The following is a 25,859-nucleotide window of genomic DNA, read 5'->3' as shown; positions in this document are numbered from 1 at the left end:
GAAGCCTGAAACGCCGCCGAAGACTCCCCGACATGAAACGCCTGCGCCGAGAGCGCCTCCTGCTCAGCCTGCCCAATCGTGGAGCGCATCAACCCCGCCTTCGCCGCAAACGCCGACTGCGACGCCACCAACTGCGGAATATGGGCATCCAACAAACTCATCCTGTTCCCTTTCCCTTTTTAACTACGGTCCGTAGCGCTGCCGGGCGTCCAACTGCCCGGCACCATCGGCATTGCCGGTCCACCGCCGAACTCGTCACCGGCCAGCGTGGTCAACCCCGCTGCCTCGGCCGTCGAGCCTTGCCGTCCCGTCCCGGCGAAACCCAGCGGTCCAGCACCCCGATCCGAGACGCTCACCGCGTCAATTGCGTCGTCGTCGTTCCCGGGCTCCAGATCCATGTACTCGTAACCGCGGCCCAGCTCTTTGACTTTCGCGCGCCGGCGGGCCCGCGCTTGCTCGCGGGTGGCCGGCGCCTTTGCTGCGGCCGCCGCGGGATTGTCCACCGGCGATTCCTGCTCCTGATCGCGTGAGCGACGGCTTGCGGCGCTGCTCCGGGCCGACAGTCCCGTGGCGCCCACCGCGTATGACACGTCGGTCATCGACGCGTTGGCTCCCAGGGTGTCGGTGGCGGTCGGACCGAAGCCGACTCCGGGACCGCCGCCGGCCGGTCCGCCGCCCATCGCGGAGGCCGTGCTGGGGGTTGCGGCGGTGGATGTGCTCGGGGCGTTCGTCACCGTTGTTGCGGTACCGCCCGCCGTCAGTGGCGCCGGCGCTGAGCCCAAGGGCGCCGGGATCGCCGCCGCGGCCGGCATGTCCGCAACCGGAGGAATCGAGACGCTGGCCGCGGCTGCGGCGATCCCGGCCGCTACTCCCGCCACGCCGCCGATTGCGACGGCCCCCACCATTGGAACAACAGCCATCAACAATGTCGGGGCCATCTGCACGAAAGGCCACACCAGCATCAACGAATGGAAGATGAACCAGCCCATAGCGGTTGCCAGCGCTGGTGACATTCCGGGGATCTGCATCAGGATTGAGGTGATCCCATTGACGAATGGAACCGCCGGAATCGGCCATCCATCGGGGTAGATCTCCTTGCCGAGGGGCCAAAGGATGTTCTGGGTGATGTCCGAGAGGCGGGCCGCCAGGCGGTCTTGCCACGACGAACTCGCATCCGCGGCGTTGAGATGGGCGCCGGCGTCAGCCGCCGGGGCCGCGGCGGCCGATTGGGTTGTCGCAGCCGCGGTGCTGGCCTCACCCCCCGGCACCATGATCGGTGGGGCAGGCACCGTCGCGGGCACCGCGGCCAGAGCCGATCCAGCAACCACCTGATAGGTGGTCATCGTCTCGGCGGCCAGCACCCACATGCGCAGGTAGTCGGCTTCGTTGAGTGCGATCGGGATGGTGTTGATCCCGAAGAAGTTGGTGGCCACCAACGTCGCGTGGATGGCGTGGTTTGCGGCGAGTTCCGGCAGCGTGGGCATGACGGCCAGCGCGGACACGTAGGCGCCGGCAGCGGTCTCGTGCAGAGCCGCCGCGACTGTGCTCTTCTCGGCGCTCTCAGATAGCCAGCTCAGATATGGCCCGTGCGCGGCCACATATCGCGCCGCGCTGGGGCCTTCCCACACCGCCTGCGCACCGGCTAACACCGCGCTGAGTTCGCCTGCCGCCGAACCGTACTCGGCGCTCAACGACGACCACGCCGCTGCGGCCGCCAGCAACGACCCGGGGCCCGGGCCGCTGCTGAGCATTGCCGAATGCACCTCCGGCGGCAAGGCCATCCAGATTGGCGCCGTCATAGGCCGCCGGCGATCAAATACGACGACGCCGCGGAGGCATCGCCGGTGGCGTAACTGGCAGCGGATTCACCAGTGCCGACCCCCGCCCGGCCGAGCTCGGCCACGCCTTGGGCGCCGACCACGGAATGCTCGGCGCCATGCGCGCTGAATCCGACCGCCGTCTGCAGCGAGACCGGATCAGCGGCGGGCGGCAGCACCGCCGAAATCAACGGCGATGCACCGGCCTCCGCGGCCGCAAGCCGCGCGGTCAATGCCTCGACGGCAGCGCTGGTCGCGCTGAGGCCCTCGGGAACAACTCGCAGGGACACAAGCACCCCTTCCGGAATCTCGCGTTGGGTACCTACAGTGGTCGGCACGCGGCGCAGTTTGGTTCCCGCCGAAGAAGCCTTTGTGCAAAAGACACAGAAATGAGCGACGATACAAAGATGCGGTGTGAGGTTGCGCGTGAAGCGCTATCGGCGCGGCTGGACGGCGAGCCGCCGCAGGTGCCGGCCCAGCGGGTCGATGCCCATCTGGGATCGTGTCCGGATTGCCGTGCCTGGTTGATCGGCGTGGCGGTACAGACCCGACAACTGGCCTCGCTCGAAGCGGGCCACGGACCGGACATGGTCGAGCAGATCATGGCGGCTGTCGGCGTGGCGCCCGTTGCGCTGCATCGGCGTTGGTGGCGAGGGCTGGCCTCGGACTACCGGCGGTGGGCGCTGATTTTGGCGGGGCTGATCCAGGTCGCGCTGGCGTCGGCGCAGATCGCCGGCATCGATTTCGGCATGGTGTCCACTCACATGCACGGCGCGGCAACCGGCGCGCACCTGCTGCACGAGTCCACTGCATGGTTACTGGCGCTCGGAGCCGCGATGATCGCCGCGGGCATCTGGACCACCGCCGCGGTAGGCGTTGCGGCGATCGCCGGCGCGTATGCGGTTGCATTGCTGGGTTATGTGGCCGTCGACAGCTACAGCGGGCAGGTGACGGCTTCTCGGGTCGCCAGCCACCTACCGCTGCTGATTGGTTTGCTGTTCGCGTTGCTGGTGGCGCGAAACCGCGCCGGATCAAGTCAGCCCAGCGCGCCCGGCGAGGAGGCGACGAGCGAACTCGTGTTGACCGCGGCGGTGACCAGTGCTCGACGGCGCGGACATCTGCGGCCGGTCAACCGTTCGGCGGCCTGAACGTGATGGTCTACGACGGCCCGTCGTAGACGGGTGGATCGGTCGAGTTTAAGGTGAGTGGTCATGACCGCGCGTAGCGACGACGAGGCCGTTACCGCACTCGCTTTGGCCGCCGCGCGCGGCGACGCCCGAGCCCTCGAGGCGTTCATCAAAGCCACCCAACAAGACGTGTGGCGTTTTGTCGCGTACCTCTCGGACGGCACCAGCGCCGACGACCTGGCCCAGGAAACCTTTCTGCGGGCGATCGGCGCCATTCAGCGCTTCTCCGGGCGTTCCAGCGCGCGAACCTGGCTGCTGGCCATTGCGCGACGCGTCGTCGCCGACCACATCCGTCATGCACAGTCCCGGCCTCGCACCGCTCACGGCGCCGATCCTGAGCAGCTACTCAACCGCGACCGCCCTACCCGGGGATTCGAGGACCTCGTCGAGGTGACCACGATGATTGCCGGTCTGTCCACCGAGCAGCGAGAGGCGCTGCTGCTCACGCAGTTCCTCGGCCTGTCCTATGCCGACGCCGCCGCGGTGTGCGGCTGCCCGGTGGGCACCATTCGATCCCGCGTCGCCCGCGCCCGTGACGCGCTGCTGGCCGGACTAGACCGCGACGAGGCGACCGGCTAGCGCGTCTAGACCTGCGCTTAGTAGCGGTAGTGGTCGGGCTTGTACGGGCCCTCGACGTCGACACCGATGTACTCGGCCTGCTCCTTGGTCAGCTTCGTGAGTTCACCGCCGAGCGCGGTGACGTGGATGCGGGCCACCTTCTCGTCGAGGTGCTTAGGCAGCCGGTAGACCTCGTTGTCGTACTCGTCGTTCTTGGTCCACAACTCGATCTGGGCGATCACCTGGTTGGAGAAGCTGTTGCTCATCACGAACGACGGGTGACCGGTGGCGTTGCCGAGGTTGAGCAGCCGGCCCTCGGACAGCACGATGATCGAGCGGCCGGTGTCGCCGAACGTCCACACGTCGACCTGCGGCTTGATGTTGTCGCGGGTGGCGCCGGATTTTTCTAGCGCGGCCATCTGGATCTCGTTGTCGAAGTGGCCGATGTTGCCCAGGATCGCCTGGTCCTTCATCGCCTTCATGTGCTCCAGAGTGATGATGTCCTTGTTGCCGGTGGTGGTGACGACGATGTCGGCCTCGCCGATGGCCTGCTCGACGGTCTTGACGTCGTAGCCCTCCATCAGCGCCTGCAGCGCGTTGATCGGGTCGATCTCGGTGACGGTGACCCGGGCCCCCTGGCCGGCCAGCGACTCCGCACAGCCCTTGCCGACGTCGCCGTAGCCGCAGACCAACGCCTTCTTTCCACCGATCAGCACGTCGGTGCCGCGGTTGATGCCGTCGATCAGCGAGTGCCGGCAGCCGTATTTGTTGTCGAACTTGGACTTGGTCACCGAGTCGTTGACGTTGATCGCCGGGAACTCCAGATCGCCGGCGGCGGCGAACTGGTAGAGCCGCAACACCCCGGTGGTGGTCTCCTCGGTGACGCCCTTGATCGACTCGGCGATCTTCGTCCACTTACCCTTGTCGGTCTCGAAACGCCTGCGCAGCAAGTCGAGGAAGATCCGGTACTCGGCCGAGTCGTCCTCCTCGGCGGGCGGCACCACACCGGCCTTCTCGAATTGCGCGCCGCGCAACACCAGCATGGTGGCGTCGCCGCCGTCGTCGAGGATCATGTTGGCCGGCTCGCCCGGCCAGGTCAGCATCTGCTCGGCGGCCCACCAGTATTCCTCCAGCGTCTCGCCTTTCCAGGCGAACACCGACACGCCCTTCGGCTCCTCGGGGGTGCCGTGCGGGCCGACGACCACGGCGGCCGCCGCATGGTCTTGAGTGGAGAAGATGTTGCAGGATGCCCAGCGCACCTCGGCGCCCAGCGACACCAGCGTTTCGATCAGCACCGCGGTCTGCACGGTCATGTGCAGCGAACCCGAGATCCGGGCACCCTTGAGCGGCGCCACCTCGGCGTACTCGCGGCGCAGTGACATCAGGCCCGGCATCTCGTGCTCGGCCAGCCGAATCTCCTTGCGGCCGAAGTCGGCCAACGACAGGTCAGCGACCTTGTATTCGATGCCGTTGCGCACGTCGGCGCTCAGCGCGTTTTCGGTGGTCGTCATGTAGGCCCAATCCTCGTCTGTTCAACTAGTTAGCTTGCATACATATTAGTCCGATGCGGCCGGCGCGCGAATGCCGGGTTCAGTCGGTCCCGACTAAACCCTATTGCTCCACTGGGCCGTGCGCCCACCTGCCCGCTAACCGAGCTCCCCGTAGCGTTCAGCGGCCGGAGTGAAGAGCCGGGCCAGATCGGCGGCCACGTCGTGATCGGCCTCCGGCGGCATGGACACATAGCTGATGGCCAGCCGCACGACGGCGCGTGCCAGGATGCCGGAATCTTCCTCGCTGGCTTTGACCCAGCTGTGCTGGAACGTGGCCGTCAACCGCTGCGAGCACCGGGTGATGATCGGGCCGCTGTCGATGGTGATGATCTGCAGCAGATCGGGCTTGGCAACGCCGGTGAGCAGCGAGATGACCAGCGGGTCGGCGGCTGACTCGGTGAAGAAGTTGCGGAAGCCCTCCAGGAACGCGGCGTAGACGTCGCCGACGTTGGAGCAGATCGCGTCGTCGACGGCATCGACCAACCGATCGGCCAGTCGTAGTGCGTAACCCTGCGCCAGGCCTTGGCGCGACCCGAACTCGTTGTAGATGGTCTGCCGGCTGATGCCCGCAGCGCCGGCCACGTCGGCAAGCGTGATGGCCGACCAGTCGCGGGTGCCCAGCAGTTCGCGCATCGCGTCGAGCACCGAATCGCGCAACAGGACCCGCGACGCCTCGGCGTACGGGACCCGTTGCTTCACATGCGTGAGGGTAGTTGTCACGAGCGCGCGATCTCCACCATGTCGAAGTCGGACTTGGCCGCACCGCAGTCCGGGCAACTCCAGTCGTCGGGGATGTCGTCCCAGCGGGTGCCGGGGGCGATGCCGTCTTCGGGCCAGCCCTTGGCCTCGTCGTATTCGAAGCCGCACTGGACGCAGACGAACAGCTTGTAGTCGCTCATTGGGTTACCTCCATCTCGAAATCGAGCTTTTCGCGTACTGCGCAGTCGGGGCAGCACCAGTCATCGGGAATTTGATCCCATCTTGTACCCGCCGGAAAGCCTTCCCGGGCAGCGCCTTTGGCTTCGTCGTACAGGTAGCCGCAGCCCGGGCACCGGTACGACGCCATCACGCCACCGCCCCATGCCGAGCCAGCATCTTCTCCCGCAGCCGCGGCTGCACGTTGACGCGGGTGATGTCGCCGCCGTAGTGCTCCAGCACCCGGTGGTCCATCAGCCGTCGCCACAGCGGCGGGACGTAGGTCAGCCCGATCAGTGATGCGTAGCCGCTGGGCAGATTCGGCGCCTCGGCCATGCTGCGCAGGGTCTGGTAGCGCCGGGTCGGGTTGGCGTGGTGATCACTGTGCCGCTGCAGGTGATACAGGAACAGGTTGGTCACGATGTGGTCGGAGTTCCAGCTGTGTTCGGGCGTGCAGCGCTCGTAGCGGCCATTCGGAAGTTGTTGTCGCAGCAGACCGTAATGCTCGAGGTAGTTGACCGACTCCAGCAACGAGAATCCGTAGATCGCCTGGATGATCATGAACGGAATCAGCGCCGGCCCGAAGATCGCGAGCATCACCGCCCAGAACACCACTGACATCAGCCAGGCGTTGAGCACGTCGTTGGACAGGTGCCAGGGACTTTTTTCGAGCCGACGCATCCGTTGTGCTTCCAGCCGCCAGGCCGAACGCAGGCTGCCGATGACGCTGCGGGGGAAGAACTCCCAGAACGTCTCGCCGAACCGGGCCGACGCGGGGTCTTCCGGGGTGGCCACCCGCACATGGTGGCCGCGGTTGTGCTCGATGTAGAAGTGTCCGTACCAGGTCTGCGCCAGGGTGATCTTGGATAGCCAGCGTTCCAGCGAGTCCTTCTTGTGTCCCATCTCATGGGCGGTGTTGATGCCGATGCCGCCCAGCGCACCCACCGACAGCGCCAAACCGATCTTGGCCGGCCAGTTGAGCGCCCCCTCGAACCCCAACCAGCTCAGGTTCGACGCGGTGAACAGATAGGCGCCGACGATGACGGAAAGGTACTGGAACGGGATGTAGATGTAGGTGCAGTAGCGGTAGTACTTGTCGTTCTCCAGCCGCTCCATCACCTCGTCGGGGGCGTTTTGTCCGTCGGGCCCGTAGCGCAGGTCGAGCAGTGGCAGCACCACATAGACCAGGATCGGCCCGATCCAGAACAGCACCGTCGAGGCGGTCTGCCAGCCGGCCTGGTTCATCGCCCACACGATGGGCAGGATCACCAACAACGCGGTCGGAGCGATCAGTCCGAGCAGCCAGAGGTAGCGCTTCTTGTCCTGCCACACCATCGTGTCCAGGCCGGGTCCGGCGGTCATATCGTCAATCCCTCCTTGTGAGTCACAGCACGTTGCGATTGACAGTATCCGCTTCTGTGTCTCCTGTCTAGACATTCGACCCTATTTTGTAAAATCAGTAGTTAGGGCGGGGCGGTGCCCGCGGCGACCTGGACGTCGGCGGCCTCGGCCTCGCGGATTGCCACCACGGAATGCCGACGCCCGTAACCGACATAGATGACGATGCCAACGGCCATCCACACGCCGAACCGGATCCAGGTCACCCCGGTCAGGTTGAGCATCAGCCACAGGCATGCACACACCGACGTGATCGGCAGCAACGGCACCCAGGGGGCGCGGAAGCCGCGCGGCAGGTCCGGGCGGGTCCGGCGCAGCACGATCACGCCGGCCGACACCAGCACGAAGGCGAACAGTGTCCCGACGTTGACCATCTCTTCGAGCTTGGTCATCGGAAACGCCGAGGCGGCCAACGCCACCAACAGCGCCACCACCACGGTGATGCGCACCGGGGTGCCGCGCGGGCCGGTCCTGGCCAATTGTCGGGGCAGCAACCCGTCGCGCGACATCGCAAACAGCACCCGGCACTGGCCGAGCATCAGCACCATCACCACGGTGGTCAGTCCGGCCAGTGCCCCGACGGAGATGATGTTGGAGGCCCAATGCACGCCGTTGGCGGTGAACGCAGTGGCGAGGTTGGCGTGCCGGCCATCAGGGCGGTCCCGAAGCACGGTGTAGGGCACCATGCCGGACAGCACGATCGACACGGCGACATAGAGCACGGTGACGATTCCCAGCGAGGCCAGGATGCCGCGCGGGACGTCGCGTTGCGGGTGCTTGGTCTCCTCGGCCATCGTGGCCACGATGTCGAACCCGATGAACGCGAAGAACACGATTGACGCCCCCGCCAACACGCCGTACCAGCCGTAGTGGCTGGTCTGTGCACCGGTCAGCAGCGACAACACCGACTGGTCGACACCGGTTCCGGCGTGGTCGGCTTCCGGCGGCGGGATGAACGGTGAATAGTTGGCGCGCTTGATGTAGAACGCCCCGACGATCACGACCAACACCACCACGCCGACCTTGATCGCGGTGACGACAGCGGAGAAATGCGACGAGAGCTTGGTGCCCAACGCAAGCAACGTGGCCACCAGCGCGACGATGAGCAACGCACCCCAGTCCAGCATGACCGAATCGAAAATGACTATGCCCGCTTGGAATCCGAGAAGCATGCCCAGGTAACTCGACCAGCCCTTCGCCACTACAGCGGCGCCGATCGCCAACTCCAGCACCAGGTTCCAGCCGATCACCCAGGCCAGGAACTCACCGAAGGTGGCGTAAGAGAAGGTATAGGCGCTGCCCGCCACCGGAAGCGTCGAGGAAAACTCCGCGTAGCACAGCGCCGCCAATCCGCAGGTGGATGCAGCGATCAAAAACGACACCCAGATGGCCGGACCGGTGATGTTGCCCGCTGTCGAGGCGGTGACGGTGAAGATCCCCGCGCCGATCACCACCGAAACCCCGAAGACGGTCAGATGCCACCAGGACAGATCCCTGCGCAACCGAGTGCTCGGCTCGTCGGTGTCGGCGATCGATTGTTCGACTGATTTGGTGCGCCATCGACCGGCCATGCCCCCATCCTTTCCCCACGATCTGACGGCACAGTACCGAGTACGCTGCGGTTAATGGGTGGGGACAGCACACGGGGGCATGCAGCCGTCATCGGCGCCAGCATCGCCGGGCTCTGCGCCGCGCGGGTGCTCTCGGATTTCTATGACCGGGTGACGGTGTTCGAGCGCGACGAGATGCCCAGCGAACCCGCCAACCGCTCGGCGGTCCCCCAGGGCCGGCATGTGCACCTGCTGATGGCGCGCGGCGCGGTGGAATTCGAGGCGTTGTTCCCGGGTCTGCTCGACGACATGGTGGCCGTCGGGGTGCCGATTCTGGAAAACCGGCCGGACTGCATTTACTTCGGCGCCGCCGGCCATGTGCTGGGAACCGGGCGAACCCTGCGCGACGAGTTCACCGCCTATGTACCCAGTCGGCCGCAACTGGAATGGCAGATCCGGCGCCGGGTGCGCGAAATCGGCAACGTCGAGATCCAGCGAGGCGCGGTCAGCGAACCACGGTTCGATGCTGCCGCGCACCGGGTGACCGGCGTCTTGGTCGAGGGCGACGATGGCCCGACCGAAGTCGCCGCCGACCTCGTCGTCGACGCGGCGGGCCGGGGCACCCGGCTACCGGTATGGCTGGAGCAGTGGGGATATCGGCGGCCGCGTGAGGACGTTGTCGACGTCGGCATCGGCTATGCCTCACACCAGTTCCGTCTACCTGATGCAGTCATCCGGGAGCGGGTGGTCGTTGCCGGCGCATCGCGCCAGCAGCCACTCGGCCTGGGGATGCTGGGTTACGAGGACGGGACTTGGATGCTGACTACCTTCGGGGTGGCCAAAGTCGAACCACCGCATGACTTTTCCGAAATGCTGACGCTTGCCAAAAAACTGCTGCCCGCCGAATTCACCGCCGCGCTCGACCAGGCCGAACCGATCGGCGAGATGGCCTTCCACCGCTTCCCGACCAGCAGATGGCGCCGTTATGACAAACTCGACCGCTTCCCGGCTGGGATCGTGCCGCTCGGGGATGCGGTAGCCAGCTTCGACCCGACCTACGGGCAGGGGATGACGATGACGTCGCTGCAGGCCGGTCACCTTCGCCGAGCGCTGCAGCAATCAGACGGCGATGTGGCGAGCGAACTGAACCGGACCACCGCCAAGACCACCTTCCCGGTGTGGATGATGAACGCTATCGGCGACTTTTCGTTTCATCACGCCGGCGGCTCGATGCCGCGGTGGTATCGCCCGGTCGGTAACTTGTTCGACCAGTTCCTCGGTGCCGCCGAGACCGATCCCGTTCTGGCCGAATGGTTTTTGCGCCGATTCTCCTTGCTCGACAGCCTTTACATGGTGCCCTCGGCGCGTCTCGTCGGCCGCGCGATCCGACACAACATGCGACTTTGGCTGACCGAGCGCCGGCAAGCCCGAGGCCGGGGCTACCCCGAAAGCGCGCGATCCAGATCGGGTTCGAGGTAAATCACCCGCGCAGCCGGCACCGCCGCCCGGATGTTGGCCTCGGCCGCGTCGATGGTGGCCGCGACTGTGGCCAACTCGACGTGCGGACCCACCGCAATCTTGGCCGCCACCAGCAGCTCGTCGGGGCCCAGGTACTGGGTACGGAGGTGGATCAGCCGGTCGACGTGCTCGGTTGATTCCAGCGCGGCGCGGATTGCTTGTGTCTGGGCAATGGTGGCACCTTCGCCGATCAACAGGCTGTGCATCTCGACCATCAGGATGATCGCGATCAGGCCCAGCAGCAGCCCGATGCCGATGGTGCCGATCCCGTCCCACACCGGGTCACCGGTGGCGACGCTCAAGCCGACACCGGCCAGCGCGAACACCAACCCGATGAGCGCACCGGTGTCCTCCAGCAACACCACCGGCAGTTCGGGATTGCGTGAGTTGCGAATGAATCGCCACCAGCTCGCGTCGCCCTTCAGCGGCCGCGATTCTTTCATGGCGGTGCGAAAGCTGAACGCCTCCAACATGATTGCCACAAGCAAGATTATCAGCGCCACCACCGGGGAATTGAGCTCGGTGGGGTGAGCGATCTTGTGGTAGCCCTCGTAGAGCGCGAATACCGCACCGAGGGTGAACAACACCAACGCCACGACAAACGACCAGAAGTAGCGACTGCGGCCATATCCGAACGGGTGCAGGGCGTCGGCTTGTTTACGCGCTTCTCGCTGTCCCAGCAGCAGCAGTGCTTGATTGGACGTATCGGCCACCGAATGCACCGCCTCAGCGAGCATCGAGGAACTGCCGGTGATCAAAAACCCGATGAATTTGGCGACGGCAATGCCGGCGTTGGCGGCCAGCGCGGCCAGAATCGCGCGGGTGCTACCGGCCTCGCTCACAGGCCGACGGTCGCCCGGAACAACTTGCTGGGCTGGTCAGCGACTAGTCGGATCGGCCCGTCGTCGGCGCCCACCCAAGCAGCCGCGCCGCGTTCGAGCGTCAACGCCCCGGTTTTCCCGTGCACAGTGGTGCGGCCCTCGGTGCACAGCAGGATCTGCGGACCGTCGTGGCGCGACGGCGCATCGACCTCGTGACCGAGGTGGTCGTGATCGAGGGTCAGCACCGACACCGCGAACTCGTCGGTCGGGGTGTCGTAAACCTGCGACAGCCCGTCGCGGTGCGTCGCCGGCCGCAGCTGCGCTTCGGTGGTGGGTGTGAAGTCCAGCACCCGCAGCAATTCGGGCACATCGACGTGTTTGGGGGTCAAACCGCCCCGTAACACGTTGTCGGAGTTGGCCATAACCTCCACGGCGATGCCACGCAGATAGGTGTGCAGGTTGCCGGCCGACAAAAAGATCGCCTCGCCGGGCGCCAGGCTGATGCGGTTGAGCAGCAACGCGGCCAGCACACCGGCGTCGCCGGGATAACGCTCACCCAGCTCCAGCACGGTCTTGGCTTCGGCGGCGAATTGCGTTGCGCCGGAACTGACGTAGTTGATAGCGCCGTCGAGCACCGCGGGCACCAGCACATCGATGTCGGGCTGCGGGGCGGTGATCCAGGTGGTGAACAGCGCGCGCAAACCATCGGCGTCGGACTGGTCGTTCAGCAGTTCGATGAACGGGTCGAGGTCGGAGACCGCCAACGCCCGCAGAAGTTCGATGGTGTGCGCCGCCGGACGGAACCCGGCCAGCGCCTCGAACGGCTGCAGCGCCACCAGCAACTCCGGTTTGTGACTGGAATCGCGATAGTTGCGCACCGGGGACGACACCGGAATGCCCAGCCGCTCCTCGCGCAGGTACCCCTCGGCGGCCTGCTCGGCGCTGGGATGGGCCTGCAGCGACAGCGGCTCGTCAGCCGCGAGGACCTTGACCAAAAATGGCAGCACATCGCCGAACCGCGCCCGGGCCACCGAGCCGAGTTGGCCATCGGGGTCGGCGACCAACGTTTGCAACAACGAGGTTTCGCCGCCCGCTGTCTCCAGCCAGGCCGGGTCGGCCGGATGGGCACCCAACCACAGCTCGGCTTCCGGATGGGCAGCCGGGACCGGTCGTCCGGTGAATTCGGCGATGGCCGTACGCGAGCCCCAGGCGTACGTCCGTATCGCTCCCCGTAGTAGTTCCACTTCTGTCGTCTATTCCCCCAGCAGGCGCAGGTAAACCGCGGCCATCTCCAACCGAACAGCCAATACTGCCAGCTGATGCTCGGGCCGCTGCGAACCGAGCGGGCTCGACGGCCCGCCGGTCACCTCGGTGGTATCAGGCGCGTCGGGCACATCCTCCGCGCCCACGACGTCGACGTCCTCGAGGCGGCCGACTCTGGCCGCGACCACCGTCCGCTCGGCGGCCAGCGTCAGAGCCAGCACCCGCAGCCGCTCGGGCAACGGCCCGTCGATCTGGTCGTCGTGAAACAGCGCGTCGGCCGGATCCCGCAATCCGGGCGGCAACCCGGTGCGCAGCGCGATCAGCGCATCCCCCAGGCCGGTCGCGGCGACCACCTGGTGGCCGGTCCGCAGTAGCGCCGAAGACCCGTGCCGGGCCAGCGCCAGTGTTGCCGCACGGTCGCCGGCCAGCGCGACCCGGCGTCCCGACATCCGCGCGGCCAGCGCCTTGGCCGGATTGGTGAACAATTCGCGCCCGGCGCTGTTGCGCAACACCTCGGCGTCCAGCTCGTCGGCCAGCGCAGCCAAGTCGGTGCGCAGGCCGGCGTCGACGCTGTGCAACGCGGCCAGGCCGGCGGCCAGGTACCGGGGCAGGCCGAACTCCTCGGGAACCGGCAACCGTGGCTCGAGCACCGCCACCCGTCCGGCAGTAATGTCGCGTAGCGGGCCTTCGTAGGGTGCGGCGACCACGACCCGCGCGCCGCGGCGAACGCCGGTGGCGGCGGCGCCCACCAGCGCCGGATCGCCGGGGTCGTCGCCGGCCACGACCAGCACGTCGAGCGCGCCGACCCAGGGCGGGGCCTCGGCGGCGAGCACGATCGGCTCGGCGGCCGACCGGCCCAGCGTCGCGGCCAGCAGGCTGCCCGCGGTCTCGGCGGTACCGCGGCCGGCCACCCAGATCACCGTGCGGGAACGATCTTCGCCGCGCACCGGATCCAGGGCGCCCTCGTCGATTGCCGCGGCCGTCGCGCGCACCTGCGCTCCCGCCATCGACACGGCCCGCAGCAACCCGTCATGGTCGGCGGCGATCAGGGCGTCGGCGTCGTCGAGGTCGATGGTGGCGTGAGTGGCGTTCACGTGACGGCCTGGGTCTGCCCGGCGATGTCGGCAGTGATCTGAGCGCTGACCTGTTGCACCACCGCGTCGACGTCCTCGGCGCAGCGGCCCTCCACATTGAGCCGCAACAGCGGCTCGGTGTTGGAGCTGCGCAGGTTGAACCAGCTGCCGTCGCCCAGGTCCACCGTCACCCCGTCCAGGTGGTCGATGGAGTGGATATGGGTGCCGAAAGACTTCAGGACCGCCTCGATGGCCGACGCGGCGTCGGCGACGGTGAAGTTGATCTCGCCGGAGGATTCGTACCGCTGGTAGTCGGCGGTCAGTTCCGACAGCGGCCGCTGCTGCTCGCCGAGCGCCGCCAGCACATACAGTGCAGCCAGCATCCCCGAATCAGCGCCCCAAAAGTCGCGGAAGTAATAGTGCGCGGAGTGCTCGCCGCCGAAGATCGCACCGGTGTCGGCCATCAGCGCCTTGATGTAGGAGTGCCCGACCCGGGAGCGCACCGGCGTGCCGCCGCGCTCCACCACCAATTCGGGCACCGCACGGGAAGTGATCAAGTTGTGTATGACGGTCGCGCCGATTTCTCGGGTGAGCTCGCGAGCGGCGACCAGTGCGGTCACCGTCGACGGCGACACCGGCCGGCCGCGCTCGTCGACCACGAAACACCGGTCGGCGTCGCCGTCGAAGGCCAGGCCGATATCGGCTTCGCTGGTCTGCACATGCTTTTGCAGGTCCACCAGATTGGCCGGGTCCAGCGGGTTGGCCTCGTGGTTGGGGAAGGTGCCGTCGAGCTCGAAGTACAACGGCAACAGGGTGATCGACTCGATGGCCCCCAGCACCGCCGGCGCGGTGTGGCCGGCCATGCCGTTGCCGGCGTCGACGGCCACCCGCAATGGACGCAGCCCGGAGGTGTCTACCAACGAGCGCAGGAAGGCGCCGTAGTCGGCCAGCACGTCCTGCTCGGTGATACTGCCCGGCGCGCCGTCGTAATGCGGGACGCCGGCGACGAGATCGTCGCGGATGGCGGTCAACCCGGTGTCGGCACCGACCGGCTTGGCCCCGGCCCGGCACATCTTGATGCCGTTGTAGGCGGCCGGGTTATGGCTGGCGGTGAACATCGCCCCGGGGCAGTCCAACGTGCCGGAGGCGAAGTAGAGCTGATCGGTGGATGCCAGGCCGATGCGGACGACGTCGAGACCCTGCTCGGCGACCCCTGTTGCGAACGCATCCGCCAACGACGGTGAGCTGTCCCGCATGTCGTAGCCGATGACGACCCGCCCGGCCTCGTCGTCGCGTACCAGCCTGGCGAAGGCTGCGCCGACGTCGGCGGCAAACGATTCGTCGATCTCGTCGTCGACCAAGCCCCGCACGTCATAAGCCTTGATCACACGGTTGACAGCCGCGGCGGGCCGAGACATGAAAAGGCTCCTGACTATGGGGACTCTTGGCCGTCAGCTTAGCCCGGCGAGGATGCAGGCCGGGTCGGCCCGCAAGCGTGCGGGCGATCGACCGGATTAATCGGCGGGGTCGGGGAGCACCCGCAGGTGACCGCGGCGACGCCCGGTGCCGGCGGGCCGTTGCGCGGTCGACGCCAGCACGCCGCCATCGGGCAGCGCGGGCGACACACCGCCGTTGTGAGCCTCGGAAAACCCGTTGACCGGTGGTCCGCTCGCCACCACCTCGCGGCCCTCACGCACCGCCTCGGCCAACGCGATCAAGTCGTCGTCGTCGGAATAGAGGGGCAGCGGGCCGGCATGCCGGACCAGCTCCCACCCACGCGGCGCCGTGATGCGGCTGGCGTGGCTGACGCACAAGTCCCAGGAGTGTGGCTCACGCGCGGTCGCGAGCGGGCCAACCACCGCCGTCGAGTCCGAGTAGACGAACGTCAGCGTCGCCACCGCGTAGTGCGGGCACCCCGGCCGACAGCAGCGACGCGGAAGATTCACGTTCGGAAGGCTATCGCGCCCAAAGGCCCCCACAGCGGCGGACACGCGCATTGCGGTCGGTCGCGATTCCCAACCGTTACCATCGGCGCGTGAGCGATTCGCGCAGCTCCGGCCGGTCGATACGCAGACCGGTTTCCCGCCGCGGTCGCGATATGCGCGGTCCCCTGCTGCCGCCGACGGTGCCGGGATGGCGCACGCGCGGCGAGCGGTTCGATATGGCGGTGCTCGAGGCCTACGAGCCCATCGAGCGCCGCTGGCAGGAGCGGTTGTCGGGGCTGGACGTGGCGGTCGACGAGATCCCGCGGATCTCGGCCAAGGATCCCGCCAGCGTGCAGTGGCCGCCCGAGGTGGTCGCCGACGGGCCCATCGCGCTGGCCAGGTTGATCCCCGCCGGTGTCGACGTGCGGGGCAGCGCCACCCGGGCGCGGATCGTATTGTTCCGCAAGCCGATCGAGCGACGAGCCAAAGACACTGTCGAGCTGGCCGACTTGCTGCACGAGATTCTGGTGGCGCAGGTGGCCACTTATCTGGACGTCGAACCCTCGGTCATCGACCCGACGATCGACGACGAGTAGCCCCGCGCGGCTAGATGATGCCGCGCTTGAGGCGGCGGCGTTCCCGTTCGGAAAGGCCACCCCAGATGCCGAAGCGCTCGTCGTGCGCCAAGGCGTATTCCAGGCACTCGGTGCGCACCTCGCAGCCCAGGCAGATCTTCTTGGCTTCGCGAGTGGAGCCGCCCTTTTCGGGAAAGAACGCCTCGGGGTCGGTTTGCGCGCACAAGGCGCGGTCTTGCCATTGGTCGGGTGTAAGCGGCGCCGGCTCAAAGACTTCCGGCGCTTCGGGCACCAAACTCAAATGGGGTCGTGCGGTGGCCCCCATCATCGCCGAGCCGGCAGTGGTGTGCGGTGTGCTTCCCATTAGGCCCCGAAGGTGTTCATAGGACATGCTCCGCCTCCTCACCTGGTTTCGTTGATCGTGAATGTCGCCACTGTTTTGATGTGCGGCCATCTCAATTCGAACAAACGATCGAATCTCGGTCTGCGACACCGAATCCGGCCGGCTAACCGGGAAATGACACTCATGAGATTACACACGTGTTAGCACCGCAGGTCAAGCGATTGGACGGAATTCCATATCATCTCGTGACCATTTTTTGATGGCACTGCCCCGGTTGACCCTCCGCGTGTCGGGCCCGGAGTGGTCGTCGACGCCTCTGCGCGGACCCGACCACCTCGCCGTCGCGTGCCTCACGCCGCCGTGCGGCGAGCATCCTCGTCGGGCGTACTGTCGTGCGATGTGAAGGTCACGGTTCTCGTTGGCGGGGTCGGCGGCGCCCGCTTCCTCATCGGTGTGCAACGGCTGCTGGGCCTGGGCCAATTTGCCTCCGGGCGGGCAGGCGACCAGCACGAACTGACCGCGATCGTCAACATCGGCGACGACGCCTGGATGCACGGCGTACGTATCTGCCCGGACCTGGACACCTGCATGTACACCCTGGGCGGCGGCGTCGACCCACAGCGCGGCTGGGGTCATCGCGACGAAACCTGGCACGCCAAGGAGGAACTGGTGCGCTACGGCGTCCAGCCGGACTGGTTCGAGCTTGGTGACCGCGATTTGGCGACCCATTTGGTGCGTACCCAGATGCTGCGGGCCGGCTATCCGCTGTCACAGATCACCGCGGCACTGTGCGATCGGTGGCAACCGGGCGCAACGCTGTTGCCGGTCAGCGATGACCGCTGCGAAACCCATGTGGTCATCACCGATCCCACCGACGGCGACCAACGCGCGATCCACTTCCAGGAATGGTGGGTGCGCTATCGCGCCCAGGTGCCCACCCATAGCTTCGCCTTTGTTGGCGCCGAAAAGGCAGAGGCGACAACCGAAGTCGTGGATGCGATCGTCGATGCCGATATCGTCCTGCTGGCGCCGTCCAACCCGGTGGTGAGCATCGGCGCCCTCCTGGCCATTCCCGGGGTCCGCGGTGCGTTGCGATCGACCAGTGCTCCCGTCGTCGGCTACTCCCCCATTGTCAGTGGAAAACCATTGCGCGGCATGGCCCATGAGTGCCTGACCGTCATCGGCGTGCCATCCACCGCCGAAGCGGTGGGTCGGCACTACGGCTCGCGTGCCGGCACCGGCATCCTGGATTGCTGGCTGATCCACGATGGTGACCATGCCGACATCGACGGTGTGGCGGTGCGCTCGATACCACTGCTGATGGCCGATCCCGATGCGACGGCGCAGATGGTCAGCGCCGGTTTGGAACTCGCAGGCGTGGCGGCGTGACCCCCGACGCCAAGCCAGAGCAGCGCAGCGCTCGCGAGCACGGCAGCGCGTCGGCGGTCGAAATCTTGCCCGTCACCGGCCTTCCTGAATTCCGCCCGGGCGACGATTTGAGCGCCGGGATCGCCGCGGCCGCACCCTGGCTGCGCGACGGCGACGTGGTCGTCGTCACCAGCAAGGTGGTGTCGAAGTGCGAGGGCCGACTGGTCCCAGCGCCCGACGACCCGGATGCGCGGGACACGTTGCGGCGCAAGCTCGTCGACAGCGAGGCGGTGCGAGTACTGGCCCGCAAGGGTCGCACACTGATCACCGAGAACCGACAGGGGCTGGTGCAGGCCGCTGCAGGCGTGGACGGCTCGAACGTCGGCGCCGCGGAGCTGGCGCTGTTGCCCGTCGACCCCGATTCCAGCGCCGCGGCGTTGCGCGCCCAGCTGCACGAGCGGCTGGGGATCACCGTCGCCGTGGTGATCACTGACACCATGGGTCGTGCTTGGCGCAACGGGCAGATCGACGCCACCGTCGGTTCGGCGGGTTTGGCGGTGCTGCACAACTATGCCGGTGCCGTCGACCCGCACGGCAACGAGCTGGTCGTCACTGAGGTCGCCGTGGCCGACGAGATCGCGGCGGCCGCCGATCTGGTCAAGGGCAAACTGACCGCGATCCCAGTGGCCGTGGTGCGCGGCCTGCCCATACTCGACGATGGCTCGACGGCGCGGCAATTGGTTCGGCCGGGCACCGAAGACCTGTTTTGGCTCGGCACCGCCGAAGCACTGGACCTGGGCCGCCGGCAAGCTCAGCTACTGCGCCGCTCGGTACGCCAATTCGCCGACGAACCGGTACCGCCGCACCTGGTCGAGGCAGCTGTCGCCGAGGCGCTCACCGCACCCGCTCCCCACCACACCCGGCCGGTGCGGTTCGTGTGGCTGCAGACCCCCTCGACCCGCACCCGCCTGCTGGACCGCATGCGCGACAAGTGGCGCACCGACCTGGCCGGTGACGGCAAGCCCGCCGATGCCATCGAGCGACGAGTGGCGCGCGGTCAGATCCTCTACGACACACCGGAAGTCATCGTCCCGATGCTGGTCCCCGACGGTGCGCACAGCTACCCCGATGCCGCGCGCACCGACGCCGAGCGCACCATGTTCACCGTCGCCGTAGGCGCGGCGGTGCAAGGGCTGCTGGTCGCCTTGGCGGTACGCGGGCTGGGCAGCTGCTGGATCGGCTCGACGATCTTTGCCGCCGACCTGGTTCGCGACGAGCTGGCACTTCCGGGCGATTGGGAGCCGTTGGGCGCCATCGCGATCGGCTACCCGGCGCAGCCGCAGGAGCCCAAAGATCCGGTACCGGTCTCGGATCTGCTGGTGCGCAAGTGAGCGTGCGGGACTCCGCGATCGCGCTGCTATCCGATTGGCAGGCGCCAGATCCGGCGCAGGACGCACTGCGGCATGCCGTGCTGGCCTTCCTGTATGCCCGCGAGGATGCCTGCCGCCGCGAGTCCGTCCCCGGGCACATCACCGCCTCCGCGCTGGTGCTCGACCACTCCGGCGCCCAGGTGCTGCTCACCCTGCATCCGCGGCTGGGCCGCTGGGTTCAGCTGGGCGGGCACTGCGAAGACAGCGACGACGACATCCTCGCTGCGGCGCTGCGGGAGGCTACCGAGGAATCCGGTGTCGCGGGCCTGCGGCTTGCACCCGATCTCGTTGCCGTGCATGTACATCCGGTCACCTGCTCGCTGGGGGTGCCTACCCGCCACCTCGATCTGCAGTTCGTCGCACACGCGCCGCCGGACGCGCAGATCGTCCTCAGCGACGAATCAGAGGACCTGCGGTGGTGGCCGGCCGACGCATTGCCCGCCGGCAGCGACACCGCGCTGGCGTATTTGGTCACCCGAGCCTCAAGCGTGGGCTCAACTCAGAACGGTGGCGGTTCGTCGTCTGGATCGGGTGGGGGCAGTCCGAAGTAGCTCATGCGCTCGCCCCGCCGTGCTGTGCGTGCGTCGTGGTTCGCTCGGCGTTCGGCGGCGATGCGGTGGGCGCGGTTTTGGGCGCGGGTGCGGCGGCGTTTGGGCATCATCGCCGTCCGCTCGCCGCAATAGTCATCCGGAAGATCGGCCTCGATGGCCGGGATGCCGCCGGTGGAGTGGCACAAGCTGGGAAACAGCAGCGCACTGCCCGGAGTGGTGACATAGGTCTGACCCGCTGGCGACGTCAAAATCAGCGTGCCGTCGGGCAACTGCTGCTCGCGCCAGCCCCAGAAAGTCTTCACCAAATGATGTGTGCGGCAATAACATTTGAGATTCGACGCATGCGTCGGCCCGCCATCGGCGTACGGGATCGTATGATCCAGGTCGCAGTCGACTGCCGGCCGGTCACAGCCCGGCCAGCGACACGTCAAATCCCGGCACCGCACAAAATCCGCCAGCGCCTTCGAAGCCACATACCCCGGCTCGGGCGGAGCATCGCCCGGGTGAACCAGCGACACCAGCGTGGCCGTTTTGGCCAGCTCCGCCACCAGTTCAGCCGGGATCAGCCCATCGGCACCGACCTGCGAAGCCACCGCCGAGCCGCTGCCGTCGAGCGTGGCCTGCTCGGCGATCACGTGGATCACGACAGGCGTTGCAGCAGACCGCTTTCCAGCGACACAATCGGAACGCCCGCAGCGGCAGCCCAGTCGATCAGCGTGCGCGGCGAGTGCACCCAACGCGTCAGCGCGGCGCTGATCGCGGGTACGCGGATCGTGCTCACAGACCGTGGCAGCAAGTGCATCCAGTTGTTTGTCGAGAGCCCGCGCGTCCGGGGTCAGTAGCTTGCCATAGATCTCCGAGATACCTCCGGCGCCGTCGCCGATCGAAATCTCTCGACCACCCTGGCGTTCTTTGCGCCGCCGGACAGCATCCGCGTCGGCACGGCCCACAATCTTGTCGATCTGCCCGGCGAGTCGCCCCTGCGTCATCGACGGCCAGCGCGGCACGTTGACGGCAAGTTGCCCATCCACCGTCGCCAACACGTCGCGATCGGTGATCAAATCGGTGCGAAACACGATCGTCTGAAACGCCCGATAGTCGATATCACCGGCCTTAAAGACCGCTGCCAGCTTCGGCAGCCGCTCGCGCATGGCCCGCGCATACCGCAACCGGCTTCCCGCCAACCCCTGACTGATGCGCAGCGCCGCGGCCACCTCGGCGGTCACCGCCTCTTCGGTATCGATGGCCCAATCTTCGGTGTTAGAACACCGCGATAACCGATAGCCAAACAGCTCCCCAATTGCGGCCAGCTGCGCAGCGGCCGCCTGATTCTCCGCCCGCGCCGACGCGCAGATCCGGTCCACCAGGGCCGTCGACTCCGGTGTGGTCGAGGGATGGCGCCGCTCAAACAGCTCATCAAACCGCGCGATCACCTCCAACCGCGCCGCCTCATCGAACATACGTTCGAGTATAGCAGACTCCACTCGTACTGACTCATACTTTTTGGGCAGGGTCGCAAGTTGTGGATACCTGCGGCCGCGGAAGCCGGCGGGGGTTCTCCAGCAACAAGGTCACTGTCATGCTGGATGTCAAAGCGCGGCCGAAAACCTGATTAAAAGCCAACACCTAGACGTCGGTCGAGTAGCGGATTCCGCCGTCGGGAATCGAGACACCGGGCCACACCCGGGCGCCGCGCAGCAACTCGCAGCGGGCGCCGATGTCGGCGCCGTCGCCGATCACGCCATCGCGGATCAGCGCCCGCGGGCCGATCCGCGCGCCGAAGCCGATGATCGAGCGCTCGATCACGCTGCCGGCCTCGATCCGCGCTCCGTCGAAGATCACCGCGCCGTCCAATCGGGCGCCGGAGCCGATCTCGGCGCCCCGCCCGACGACCGTGCCGCCGATCAACAGCGCGCCGGGCGACACCGCCGCGCCGTCGTGCACCAATTGTTCGCCGCGATGCCCGCACAGTGCCGGCGACGGGGCGATGCCTCGCACCAGATCCGCCGAGCCGCGCACGAAATCCTCTGGCGTGCCCATATCCCGCCAGTAGCTCGTGTCGACGTAGCCGCACACCTTCACCCCGTCGGAAAGCAGCGCCGGGAACACCTCGCGTTCCACCGAGACTTCCCGGCCGCGCGGAATCCGGTCGATGGTCTTGCGAGAGAACACGTAGCAGCCGGCGTTGATCTGGTCGGTCGGCGGGTCCTGTGTCTTCTCCAAAAACGCGGTGACCCGGCTGTTTTCGGTGGTGACGCAACCGAACGCCCGCGGGTCGGAGACCCGCACCAAATGCAGAGTCAGGTCAGCCTCGTTGGTGCGGTGGAAATCCAGCAGCTGCCCCAGGTCGGCGCCGGAGAGCACATCACCGTTGAACACCATCACGGTGTCGTGGCGCAGCCGCGGCGCAACGTTGGCGATACCGCCGCCGGTGCCCAGCGGATGCTCTTCGGTGACGTATTCGATCTGCAAACCGAGTTTGGAGCCGTCGCCGAACTCCGCCTCGAACACCGCCGGCTGATAGGACGTGCCCAGGATGACGTGCTCGATACCGGCCGCGGCGATCCGCGACAGCAGGTGGGTGACGAACGGCAGCCCGGCGGTCGGCAGCATCGGCTTGGGCGCCGACAGGGTCAGCGGCCGCAGTCGGGTGCCCTTGCCACCGACGAGCACAACCGCGTCGACTTGGGGGTTCGCCAGTGTCATCGGCGCCGCTCCTCTTCCAGGCTGCGCCGCGAGCTGCGCACCTGCAGCCGCGCACGCACCTTCAACGCGGTCCGCATGGCCCCGCGCAGCGGGGCGCGCCACCAGCCAGAATGCCGATCGGCGAGGAATCTATAGGTGCTTTCGTGGTGGGCAACCAGGTTGCGGGCCGCATCGCGCCCAGCGGCGTGGCCCTTGTGATGCAGCACTTCGGCCGACGGGACGTAGACGTTCAGCCAGCCGGACCTGCCGAGCCGGTCGCCCAAATCGACGTCCTCCATGTACATGAAGTAGCGCTCGTCGAAACCGCCGATCTGATCGAAGGCCGCGCGGCGCACCAAAAGACACGCCCCCGACAGCCAGCCCACCGTCCGCTCGGTGGGCTCCAGCCGCTGCTGGCGGTACGCCGTCGACCACGGGTTGTCGCGCCACAGCGGGCCGACGACGGCGTGCATGCCGCCCCGGACCAGGCTCGGCAGATGCCGCGCCGACGGGTACACCGACCCGTCGGGTTCGCGGATCAGCGGGCCCAGCGTGCCCGCGTGCGGCCACCGGGCGGCGGCGTCCAGCAACGCGTCGATGCTGCCGGGACCCCACTGCACGTCCGGGTTGGCCACGATCAGCCATTCCTCACCGTCGCCCAATTGGGCGACCGCGCGGTTCACTGCGGTGCCGTAGCCGAGGTTGGCGCCCGTCGAGAACATCCGCGCGTTCGGGTACCGCTCGACCGCCGCCTGCGGCGCTCCGTCGGTCGAGCCGTTGTCGGCCATCAGCACGTTCACCGGCCGCTCGGTGGCCAGCGACAGCGAAGCCAAAAAGCGGTCCAGGTGCGGGCCCGGCGAATAGGTCACCGTCACCACAGACAGGACGTCACTCACGGCAAGAAGGGTAACCGTCAGGCGTCCACGGGCACGGACAGCGCTTGGCTCAACGCCTCCCGCCACGGCCGCAGCGGCGCGAGGCCGGCCAGCTCAGAGGCCCGACTGGACAGCACGGTGTAGGGCGGTCGGGGCGCCGGCCGCGGCACTCGGTCGCTGCTGACCGGGCGTACGCGTTCGGGATCGGCGCCCACACCTTCGAACACCGCGCGGGCTTGCTCGAACCGGGAGACGGCGCCCTGGTTGGCGGCGTGCACCAGCGGGGCGGCGACCCGGCCGTCGACCACCTGCAGCAACGCACCCACCAGATCGCCGGCGTAGGTCGGTGAGCCGATCTGATCGTCGACCACCTCCAGGGTGCGGTCGCCGCCGGCCAGCCGGCGCATGGTGGCGACGAAGTCCTTGCCGGCGGCGCCGGTGTAGACCCAGGCGGTGCGCACCACGGTGGCTTCCGGCAGCGCCGCCAGCACGGCCAGCTCACCGGACAGTTTGGTACGTCCGTACACGCTCAGCGGCGCGGTCTGATCGCCCGGCTCGTAGGGGCGCGGCGCCGAGCCACCGAAGTCGCCACTGAATACGTAGTCGGTGGAGATATGGACCAGTTGCGCGCCTACCCGCGCGCACGTTCGCGCCAGGTGCCCAGGCCCTTCCGCATTGACCGCATGCGCGGTCTCCTCGTCGCTTTCGGCCCCGTCGACATCGGTATAGGCCGCACAATTGACGACCACGTCGCCGCGTTCGATGAACTGGTCGGCAGCGGCCGGGTCGGTGATATCCCACTGCGACGACGTCAGCGCCAGCACGTCGCGTCCCTGCTGGCCGGCCTGTTCCGCCAGCAAGCTGCCGACCTGCCCACCGGCGCCAGTGATCACGATCCTGCTCCGCACGGCTACAAGTCTGGCACGGTCTGGGCACGCCGAAGCTTCGGCTACCCACGATACGGCTGTGGCGTAAGTAATCTATTGTGATGCCTGCGGAACGCGTGGTTCGTGTGGTTGCGACCGTGATGGCCGTCGTCGTCGTGCTCGGCACCGGGGTGGCGTGGAGCAGAATCCGGTCATTCGAGGACGGGATTTACCACGTCTTCGCTCCCTCATTGGGCCAGGGCGGCGACGACGGCGCGATCGACATCCTGCTGGTCGGCATGGACAGCCGCGCCGACGCCCACGGCAACCCGTTGAGTGCCGAGGAACTGGCGACGCTTCGGGCCGGCGACGAGGTCGCCACCAATACCGACACGATCATCTTGGTGCGGGTGCCCAACAACGGGAAGTCAGCCACCGCAATCTCGGTTCCGCGCGACACCTATGTGCAGGCGCCCGGGCTGGGCAAGACGAAAATCAACGGCGTCTACGGCCAAGTCAAGGAAGAAAAGCGGGTCACCCTCGTCGAATCGGGAATCGACGCAGCCGAGGCCGAGAGCCGCGGAACCGAAGCCGGGCGGGAGGCTTTGATCAAGACGGTTGCAGACCTCACCGGCGTCACGGTCGACCACTACGCCGAAATCGGGCTGTTGGGATTCGCGTTGATCACCGATGCACTCGGCGGAGTGAATGTCTGCCTCAAAGAGCCAGTCTACGAACCACTTTCAGGTGCCGACTTCCCGGCTGGCTGGCAGAAGCTCAACGGCCCGCAAGCGCTGAGCTTTGTCCGTCAGCGCCACGACCTACCGCGCGGGGACCTCGACCGGGTGGTGCGCCAGCAGGTGGTGATGGCGTCGTTGGCCCATCAGGTGATCTCCGGCAAGACGCTGTCCAGCCCGGCCACGCTGGACCGGCTCCAAGGCGCCATTCAGCGCTCGGTGGTGCTGTCTTCCGGTTGGGACATCATGGATTTCGTGAAGCAGCTGGAGAAGCTCGCCGGCGGGAACGTGGCCTTCGCCACCATTCCGGTGCTCGACGAGGCGGGCTGGAGTGACGACGGCATGCACAGCGTGGTGCGGGTGAATCCGCATCAGGTTCAGGACTGGGTCGCCGGCCTGCTGCACGACCAAGACGAGGGCAAGACCGAGGAGATCGCCTACACACCCGGCAAGACCACCGCCAACGTCCTCAACGACACCGACATCAACGGGCTGGCCGCAGCGGTCTCAGAAGTGTTGGCGTCCAAGGGTTTCAACAGTGGCAGCGTCGCCAACAACGACGCCGGACACGTGACGGGCAGTCAGGTACAGGCCGCCAAAGCCGACGACCTGGGCGCGCAGGCGGTCGCGAAAGATCTCGGCGGGCTGCCGGTCATCGCCAATGCGGCGGTGCCACCGGGGTCGGTGCGGGTGGTGCTGGCCAACGACTACACCGGTCCGGGCTCCGGGCTGGACGGCGGCGTGATGCCGATGGCGGCCTCGAACGCGGGCACAAGCGACAGTACCGCTCCCCCGCCGTCACCAATCCTGACCGCCGGGTCGGACAATCCGGAGTGTGTCAACTAAAGCGATCA

The 25,859-nt window shown here is 67.2% G+C and carries 26 protein-coding genes and 1 pseudogene; 8 read left to right on the top strand and 19 right to left on the bottom strand.

From position 1 onward, the window contains the following. The 3 genes and pseudogenes from esxG to AC5Y5W_RS21795 all read right to left on the bottom strand — a co-directional run. A pseudogene (gene esxG, locus AC5Y5W_RS21805) lies at positions 1–161 on the bottom strand (type VII secretion system protein EsxG); the annotation flags it as partial. 18 nt (positions 162–179) lie between these two features. Next, the gene (locus AC5Y5W_RS21800) at positions 180–1,799 is read right to left on the bottom strand and encodes a PPE family protein (protein ID WP_500012591.1); all 1,620 of its coding nucleotides are present in this window, start codon (positions 1,797–1,799) and stop codon (positions 180–182) included. Then, a complete protein-coding gene (locus AC5Y5W_RS21795; protein ID WP_499884700.1) occupies positions 1,796–2,107 on the bottom strand; it encodes a PE family protein in 312 nt (103 codons plus the stop codon). The genes AC5Y5W_RS21800 and AC5Y5W_RS21795 overlap by 4 nt, the downstream gene beginning before the upstream one ends. Before the next feature lie 99 nt (positions 2,108–2,206). Between AC5Y5W_RS21795 and AC5Y5W_RS21790 the strand changes: the two genes are divergently transcribed. Both AC5Y5W_RS21790 and sigC read left to right on the top strand, forming a co-directional pair. Continuing rightward, complete coding sequence (locus AC5Y5W_RS21790; RefSeq protein ID WP_500012590.1) at positions 2,207–2,965, top strand: DUF2275 domain-containing protein; 759 nt, start codon at positions 2,207–2,209, stop codon at positions 2,963–2,965. Positions 2,966–3,028: 63 nt separating this feature from the next. Further along, positions 3,029–3,583: an RNA polymerase sigma factor SigC gene (gene sigC / locus AC5Y5W_RS21785; protein ID WP_500012588.1), complete on the top strand. Its 555-nt coding sequence runs from the start codon at positions 3,029–3,031 to the stop codon at positions 3,581–3,583. Positions 3,584–3,600: 17 nt separating this feature from the next. Here the strand turns inward: sigC and ahcY are convergent, their stop codons facing one another. The 6 genes from ahcY to AC5Y5W_RS21755 form a co-directional block, all read right to left on the bottom strand. Beyond that, positions 3,601–5,073, bottom strand: a complete 1,473-nt coding sequence (ahcY, locus tag AC5Y5W_RS21780) for an adenosylhomocysteinase (RefSeq protein WP_500012586.1) — start codon at positions 5,071–5,073, stop codon at positions 3,601–3,603. Between the two features lie 135 nt (positions 5,074–5,208). Then, positions 5,209–5,832, bottom strand: a complete 624-nt coding sequence (gene alkX, locus AC5Y5W_RS21775; RefSeq protein ID WP_500012584.1) for a TetR family transcriptional regulator AlkX — start codon at positions 5,830–5,832, stop codon at positions 5,209–5,211. Further along, entirely contained in the window at positions 5,829–6,011 is a 183-nt protein-coding gene (locus AC5Y5W_RS21770) for a rubredoxin (protein ID WP_499884695.1), read from the bottom strand. The genes alkX and AC5Y5W_RS21770 overlap by 4 nt, the downstream gene beginning before the upstream one ends. After that, entirely contained in the window at positions 6,008–6,178 is a 171-nt protein-coding gene (locus AC5Y5W_RS21765; protein ID WP_500012582.1) for a rubredoxin, read from the bottom strand. The genes AC5Y5W_RS21770 and AC5Y5W_RS21765 overlap by 4 nt, the downstream gene beginning before the upstream one ends. Continuing rightward, positions 6,178–7,389 carry an alkane 1-monooxygenase gene (locus AC5Y5W_RS21760; RefSeq protein ID WP_500012580.1) on the bottom strand — a complete coding sequence of 404 codons (1,212 nt, stop codon included), beginning with the start codon at positions 7,387–7,389 and terminating at the stop codon, positions 6,178–6,180. Before AC5Y5W_RS21760 ends, AC5Y5W_RS21765 begins: the two co-directional genes overlap by 1 nt. 101 nt (positions 7,390–7,490) lie before the next feature. After that, complete coding sequence (locus tag AC5Y5W_RS21755; protein WP_500012578.1) at positions 7,491–8,996, bottom strand: amino acid permease; 1,506 nt, start codon at positions 8,994–8,996, stop codon at positions 7,491–7,493. Positions 8,997–9,050: 54 nt separating this feature from the next. Between AC5Y5W_RS21755 and AC5Y5W_RS21750 the strand changes: the two genes are divergently transcribed. Beyond that, positions 9,051–10,454: an FAD-dependent oxidoreductase gene (locus AC5Y5W_RS21750; protein ID WP_500012576.1), complete on the top strand. Its 1,404-nt coding sequence runs from the start codon at positions 9,051–9,053 to the stop codon at positions 10,452–10,454. On the opposite strand, the gene AC5Y5W_RS21745 is transcribed toward AC5Y5W_RS21750, so the two are convergent. The 5 genes from AC5Y5W_RS21745 to AC5Y5W_RS21725 all read right to left on the bottom strand — a co-directional run bounded on the left by AC5Y5W_RS21745 (position 10,415) and on the right by AC5Y5W_RS21725 (position 15,596). Further along, the gene (locus tag AC5Y5W_RS21745) at positions 10,415–11,335 is read right to left on the bottom strand and encodes a cation diffusion facilitator family transporter (protein WP_500012574.1); all 921 of its coding nucleotides are present in this window, start codon (positions 11,333–11,335) and stop codon (positions 10,415–10,417) included. The genes AC5Y5W_RS21750 and AC5Y5W_RS21745 overlap by 40 nt on opposite strands. Next, positions 11,332–12,558 carry a mannose-6-phosphate isomerase, class I gene (gene manA, locus AC5Y5W_RS21740; RefSeq protein WP_500012572.1) on the bottom strand — a complete coding sequence of 409 codons (1,227 nt, stop codon included), beginning with the start codon at positions 12,556–12,558 and terminating at the stop codon, positions 11,332–11,334. Before manA ends, AC5Y5W_RS21745 begins: the two co-directional genes overlap by 4 nt. Positions 12,559–12,567: 9 nt before the next feature. Beyond that, on the bottom strand, positions 12,568–13,671 hold the full coding sequence (locus AC5Y5W_RS21735) for a TobH protein (RefSeq protein ID WP_500012571.1): 1,104 nt from the start codon (positions 13,669–13,671) through the stop codon (positions 12,568–12,570). Then, a complete protein-coding gene (locus tag AC5Y5W_RS21730; RefSeq protein WP_500012570.1) occupies positions 13,668–15,068 on the bottom strand; it encodes a phosphomannomutase/phosphoglucomutase in 1,401 nt (466 codons plus the stop codon). The genes AC5Y5W_RS21735 and AC5Y5W_RS21730 overlap by 4 nt, the downstream gene beginning before the upstream one ends. Positions 15,069–15,164: 96 nt before the next feature. Continuing rightward, complete coding sequence (locus tag AC5Y5W_RS21725) at positions 15,165–15,596, bottom strand: DUF3499 domain-containing protein (RefSeq protein ID WP_499884686.1); 432 nt, start codon at positions 15,594–15,596, stop codon at positions 15,165–15,167. A 152-nt stretch (positions 15,597–15,748) separates the two neighbouring features. On the opposite strand from AC5Y5W_RS21725, the gene AC5Y5W_RS21720 reads away from it, so the two are divergent. Beyond that, a complete protein-coding gene (locus tag AC5Y5W_RS21720; RefSeq protein ID WP_499886231.1) occupies positions 15,749–16,171 on the top strand; it encodes a metallopeptidase family protein in 423 nt (140 codons plus the stop codon). 10 nt (positions 16,172–16,181) lie between these two features. On the opposite strand, the gene AC5Y5W_RS21715 is transcribed toward AC5Y5W_RS21720, so the two are convergent. Continuing rightward, the gene (locus AC5Y5W_RS21715; RefSeq protein ID WP_500012609.1) at positions 16,182–16,514 is read right to left on the bottom strand and encodes a WhiB family transcriptional regulator; all 333 of its coding nucleotides are present in this window, start codon (positions 16,512–16,514) and stop codon (positions 16,182–16,184) included. A gap of 378 nt (positions 16,515–16,892) precedes the next feature. Here AC5Y5W_RS21715 and cofD point away from each other — a divergent pair, with 378 nt between their 5' ends. From cofD to AC5Y5W_RS21700, 3 genes are read left to right on the top strand one after another with little or no spacing between them, the layout of a single operon-like run. Beyond that, complete coding sequence (gene cofD / locus AC5Y5W_RS21710; RefSeq protein WP_500012568.1) at positions 16,893–17,882, top strand: 2-phospho-L-lactate transferase; 990 nt, start codon at positions 16,893–16,895, stop codon at positions 17,880–17,882. Further along, on the top strand, positions 17,879–19,252 hold the full coding sequence (locus AC5Y5W_RS21705; RefSeq protein WP_500012567.1) for a coenzyme F420-0:L-glutamate ligase: 1,374 nt from the start codon (positions 17,879–17,881) through the stop codon (positions 19,250–19,252). The genes cofD and AC5Y5W_RS21705 overlap by 4 nt, the downstream gene beginning before the upstream one ends. Then, the gene (locus AC5Y5W_RS21700; RefSeq protein WP_500012565.1) at positions 19,249–19,842 is read left to right on the top strand and encodes an NUDIX hydrolase; all 594 of its coding nucleotides are present in this window, start codon (positions 19,249–19,251) and stop codon (positions 19,840–19,842) included. The genes AC5Y5W_RS21705 and AC5Y5W_RS21700 overlap by 4 nt, the downstream gene beginning before the upstream one ends. On the opposite strand, the gene AC5Y5W_RS21695 is transcribed toward AC5Y5W_RS21700, so the two are convergent. From AC5Y5W_RS21695 to rfbD, 4 genes are all read right to left on the bottom strand, one after another. After that, positions 19,791–21,302: an HNH endonuclease signature motif containing protein gene (locus tag AC5Y5W_RS21695; RefSeq protein WP_500012563.1), complete on the bottom strand. Its 1,512-nt coding sequence runs from the start codon at positions 21,300–21,302 to the stop codon at positions 19,791–19,793. The two genes, AC5Y5W_RS21700 and AC5Y5W_RS21695, sit on opposite strands and share 52 nt — an antisense overlap. 166 nt (positions 21,303–21,468) lie before the next feature. Beyond that, positions 21,469–22,542 (bottom strand): mannose-1-phosphate guanylyltransferase, encoded by a 1,074-nt coding sequence (manB, locus tag AC5Y5W_RS21690; RefSeq protein WP_500012607.1) that lies wholly within the window; start codon positions 22,540–22,542, stop codon positions 21,469–21,471. Between the two features lie 2 nt (positions 22,543–22,544). Next, entirely contained in the window at positions 22,545–23,405 is an 861-nt protein-coding gene (locus AC5Y5W_RS21685; protein ID WP_500012606.1) for a glycosyltransferase family 2 protein, read from the bottom strand. Positions 23,406–23,440: 35 nt separating this feature from the next. Continuing rightward, on the bottom strand, positions 23,441–24,310 hold the full coding sequence (rfbD, locus tag AC5Y5W_RS21680) for a dTDP-4-dehydrorhamnose reductase (protein WP_500012561.1): 870 nt from the start codon (positions 24,308–24,310) through the stop codon (positions 23,441–23,443). Positions 24,311–24,387: 77 nt separating this feature from the next. Between rfbD and AC5Y5W_RS21675 the strand changes: the two genes are divergently transcribed. Further along, positions 24,388–25,851, top strand: a complete 1,464-nt coding sequence (locus AC5Y5W_RS21675) for an LCP family protein (RefSeq protein WP_500012559.1) — start codon at positions 24,388–24,390, stop codon at positions 25,849–25,851. Positions 25,852–25,859: the final 8 nt, after the last annotated feature.

The organism is Mycobacterium sp. NGS51, from assembly GCF_059812525.1.
The sequence above is the reverse complement of the archived record's forward strand: the minus strand, read 5'-3'. Positions and strand labels throughout refer to the sequence as shown.

Bases quoted from the DNA above. Each gene is read 5' to 3' on its own strand.
- AC5Y5W_RS21770 (WP_499884695.1), bottom strand. From the start codon at position 6,011: ATGAGCGACTACAAGCTGTTCGTCTGCGTCCAGTGCGGCTTCGAATAC.
- AC5Y5W_RS21695 (WP_500012563.1), bottom strand. From the start codon at position 21,302: ATGTTCGATGAGGCGGCGCGGTTGGAGGTGATCGCGCGGTTTGATGAG.
- AC5Y5W_RS21755 (WP_500012578.1), bottom strand. From the start codon at position 8,996: ATGGCCGGTCGATGGCGCACCAAATCAGTCGAACAATCGATCGCCGAC.
- AC5Y5W_RS21760 (WP_500012580.1), bottom strand. From the start codon at position 7,389: ATGACCGCCGGACCCGGCCTGGACACGATGGTGTGGCAGGACAAGAAG.
- AC5Y5W_RS21715 (WP_500012609.1), bottom strand. From the start codon at position 16,514: ATGGGAAGCACACCGCACACCACTGCCGGCTCGGCGATGATGGGGGCC.
- AC5Y5W_RS21720 (WP_499886231.1), top strand. From the start codon at position 15,749: ATGCGCGGTCCCCTGCTGCCGCCGACGGTGCCGGGATGGCGCACGCGC.
- AC5Y5W_RS21750 (WP_500012576.1), top strand. From the start codon at position 9,051: ATGGGTGGGGACAGCACACGGGGGCATGCAGCCGTCATCGGCGCCAGC.
- sigC (WP_500012588.1), top strand. From the start codon at position 3,029: ATGACCGCGCGTAGCGACGACGAGGCCGTTACCGCACTCGCTTTGGCC.
- AC5Y5W_RS21790 (WP_500012590.1), top strand. From the start codon at position 2,207: ATGAGCGACGATACAAAGATGCGGTGTGAGGTTGCGCGTGAAGCGCTA.
- AC5Y5W_RS21730 (WP_500012570.1), bottom strand. From the start codon at position 15,068: ATGTCTCGGCCCGCCGCGGCTGTCAACCGTGTGATCAAGGCTTATGAC.
- AC5Y5W_RS21765 (WP_500012582.1), bottom strand. From the start codon at position 6,178: ATGGCGTCGTACCGGTGCCCGGGCTGCGGCTACCTGTACGACGAAGCC.
- ahcY (WP_500012586.1), bottom strand. From the start codon at position 5,073: ATGACGACCACCGAAAACGCGCTGAGCGCCGACGTGCGCAACGGCATC.
- AC5Y5W_RS21800 (WP_500012591.1), bottom strand. From the start codon at position 1,799: ATGACGGCGCCAATCTGGATGGCCTTGCCGCCGGAGGTGCATTCGGCA.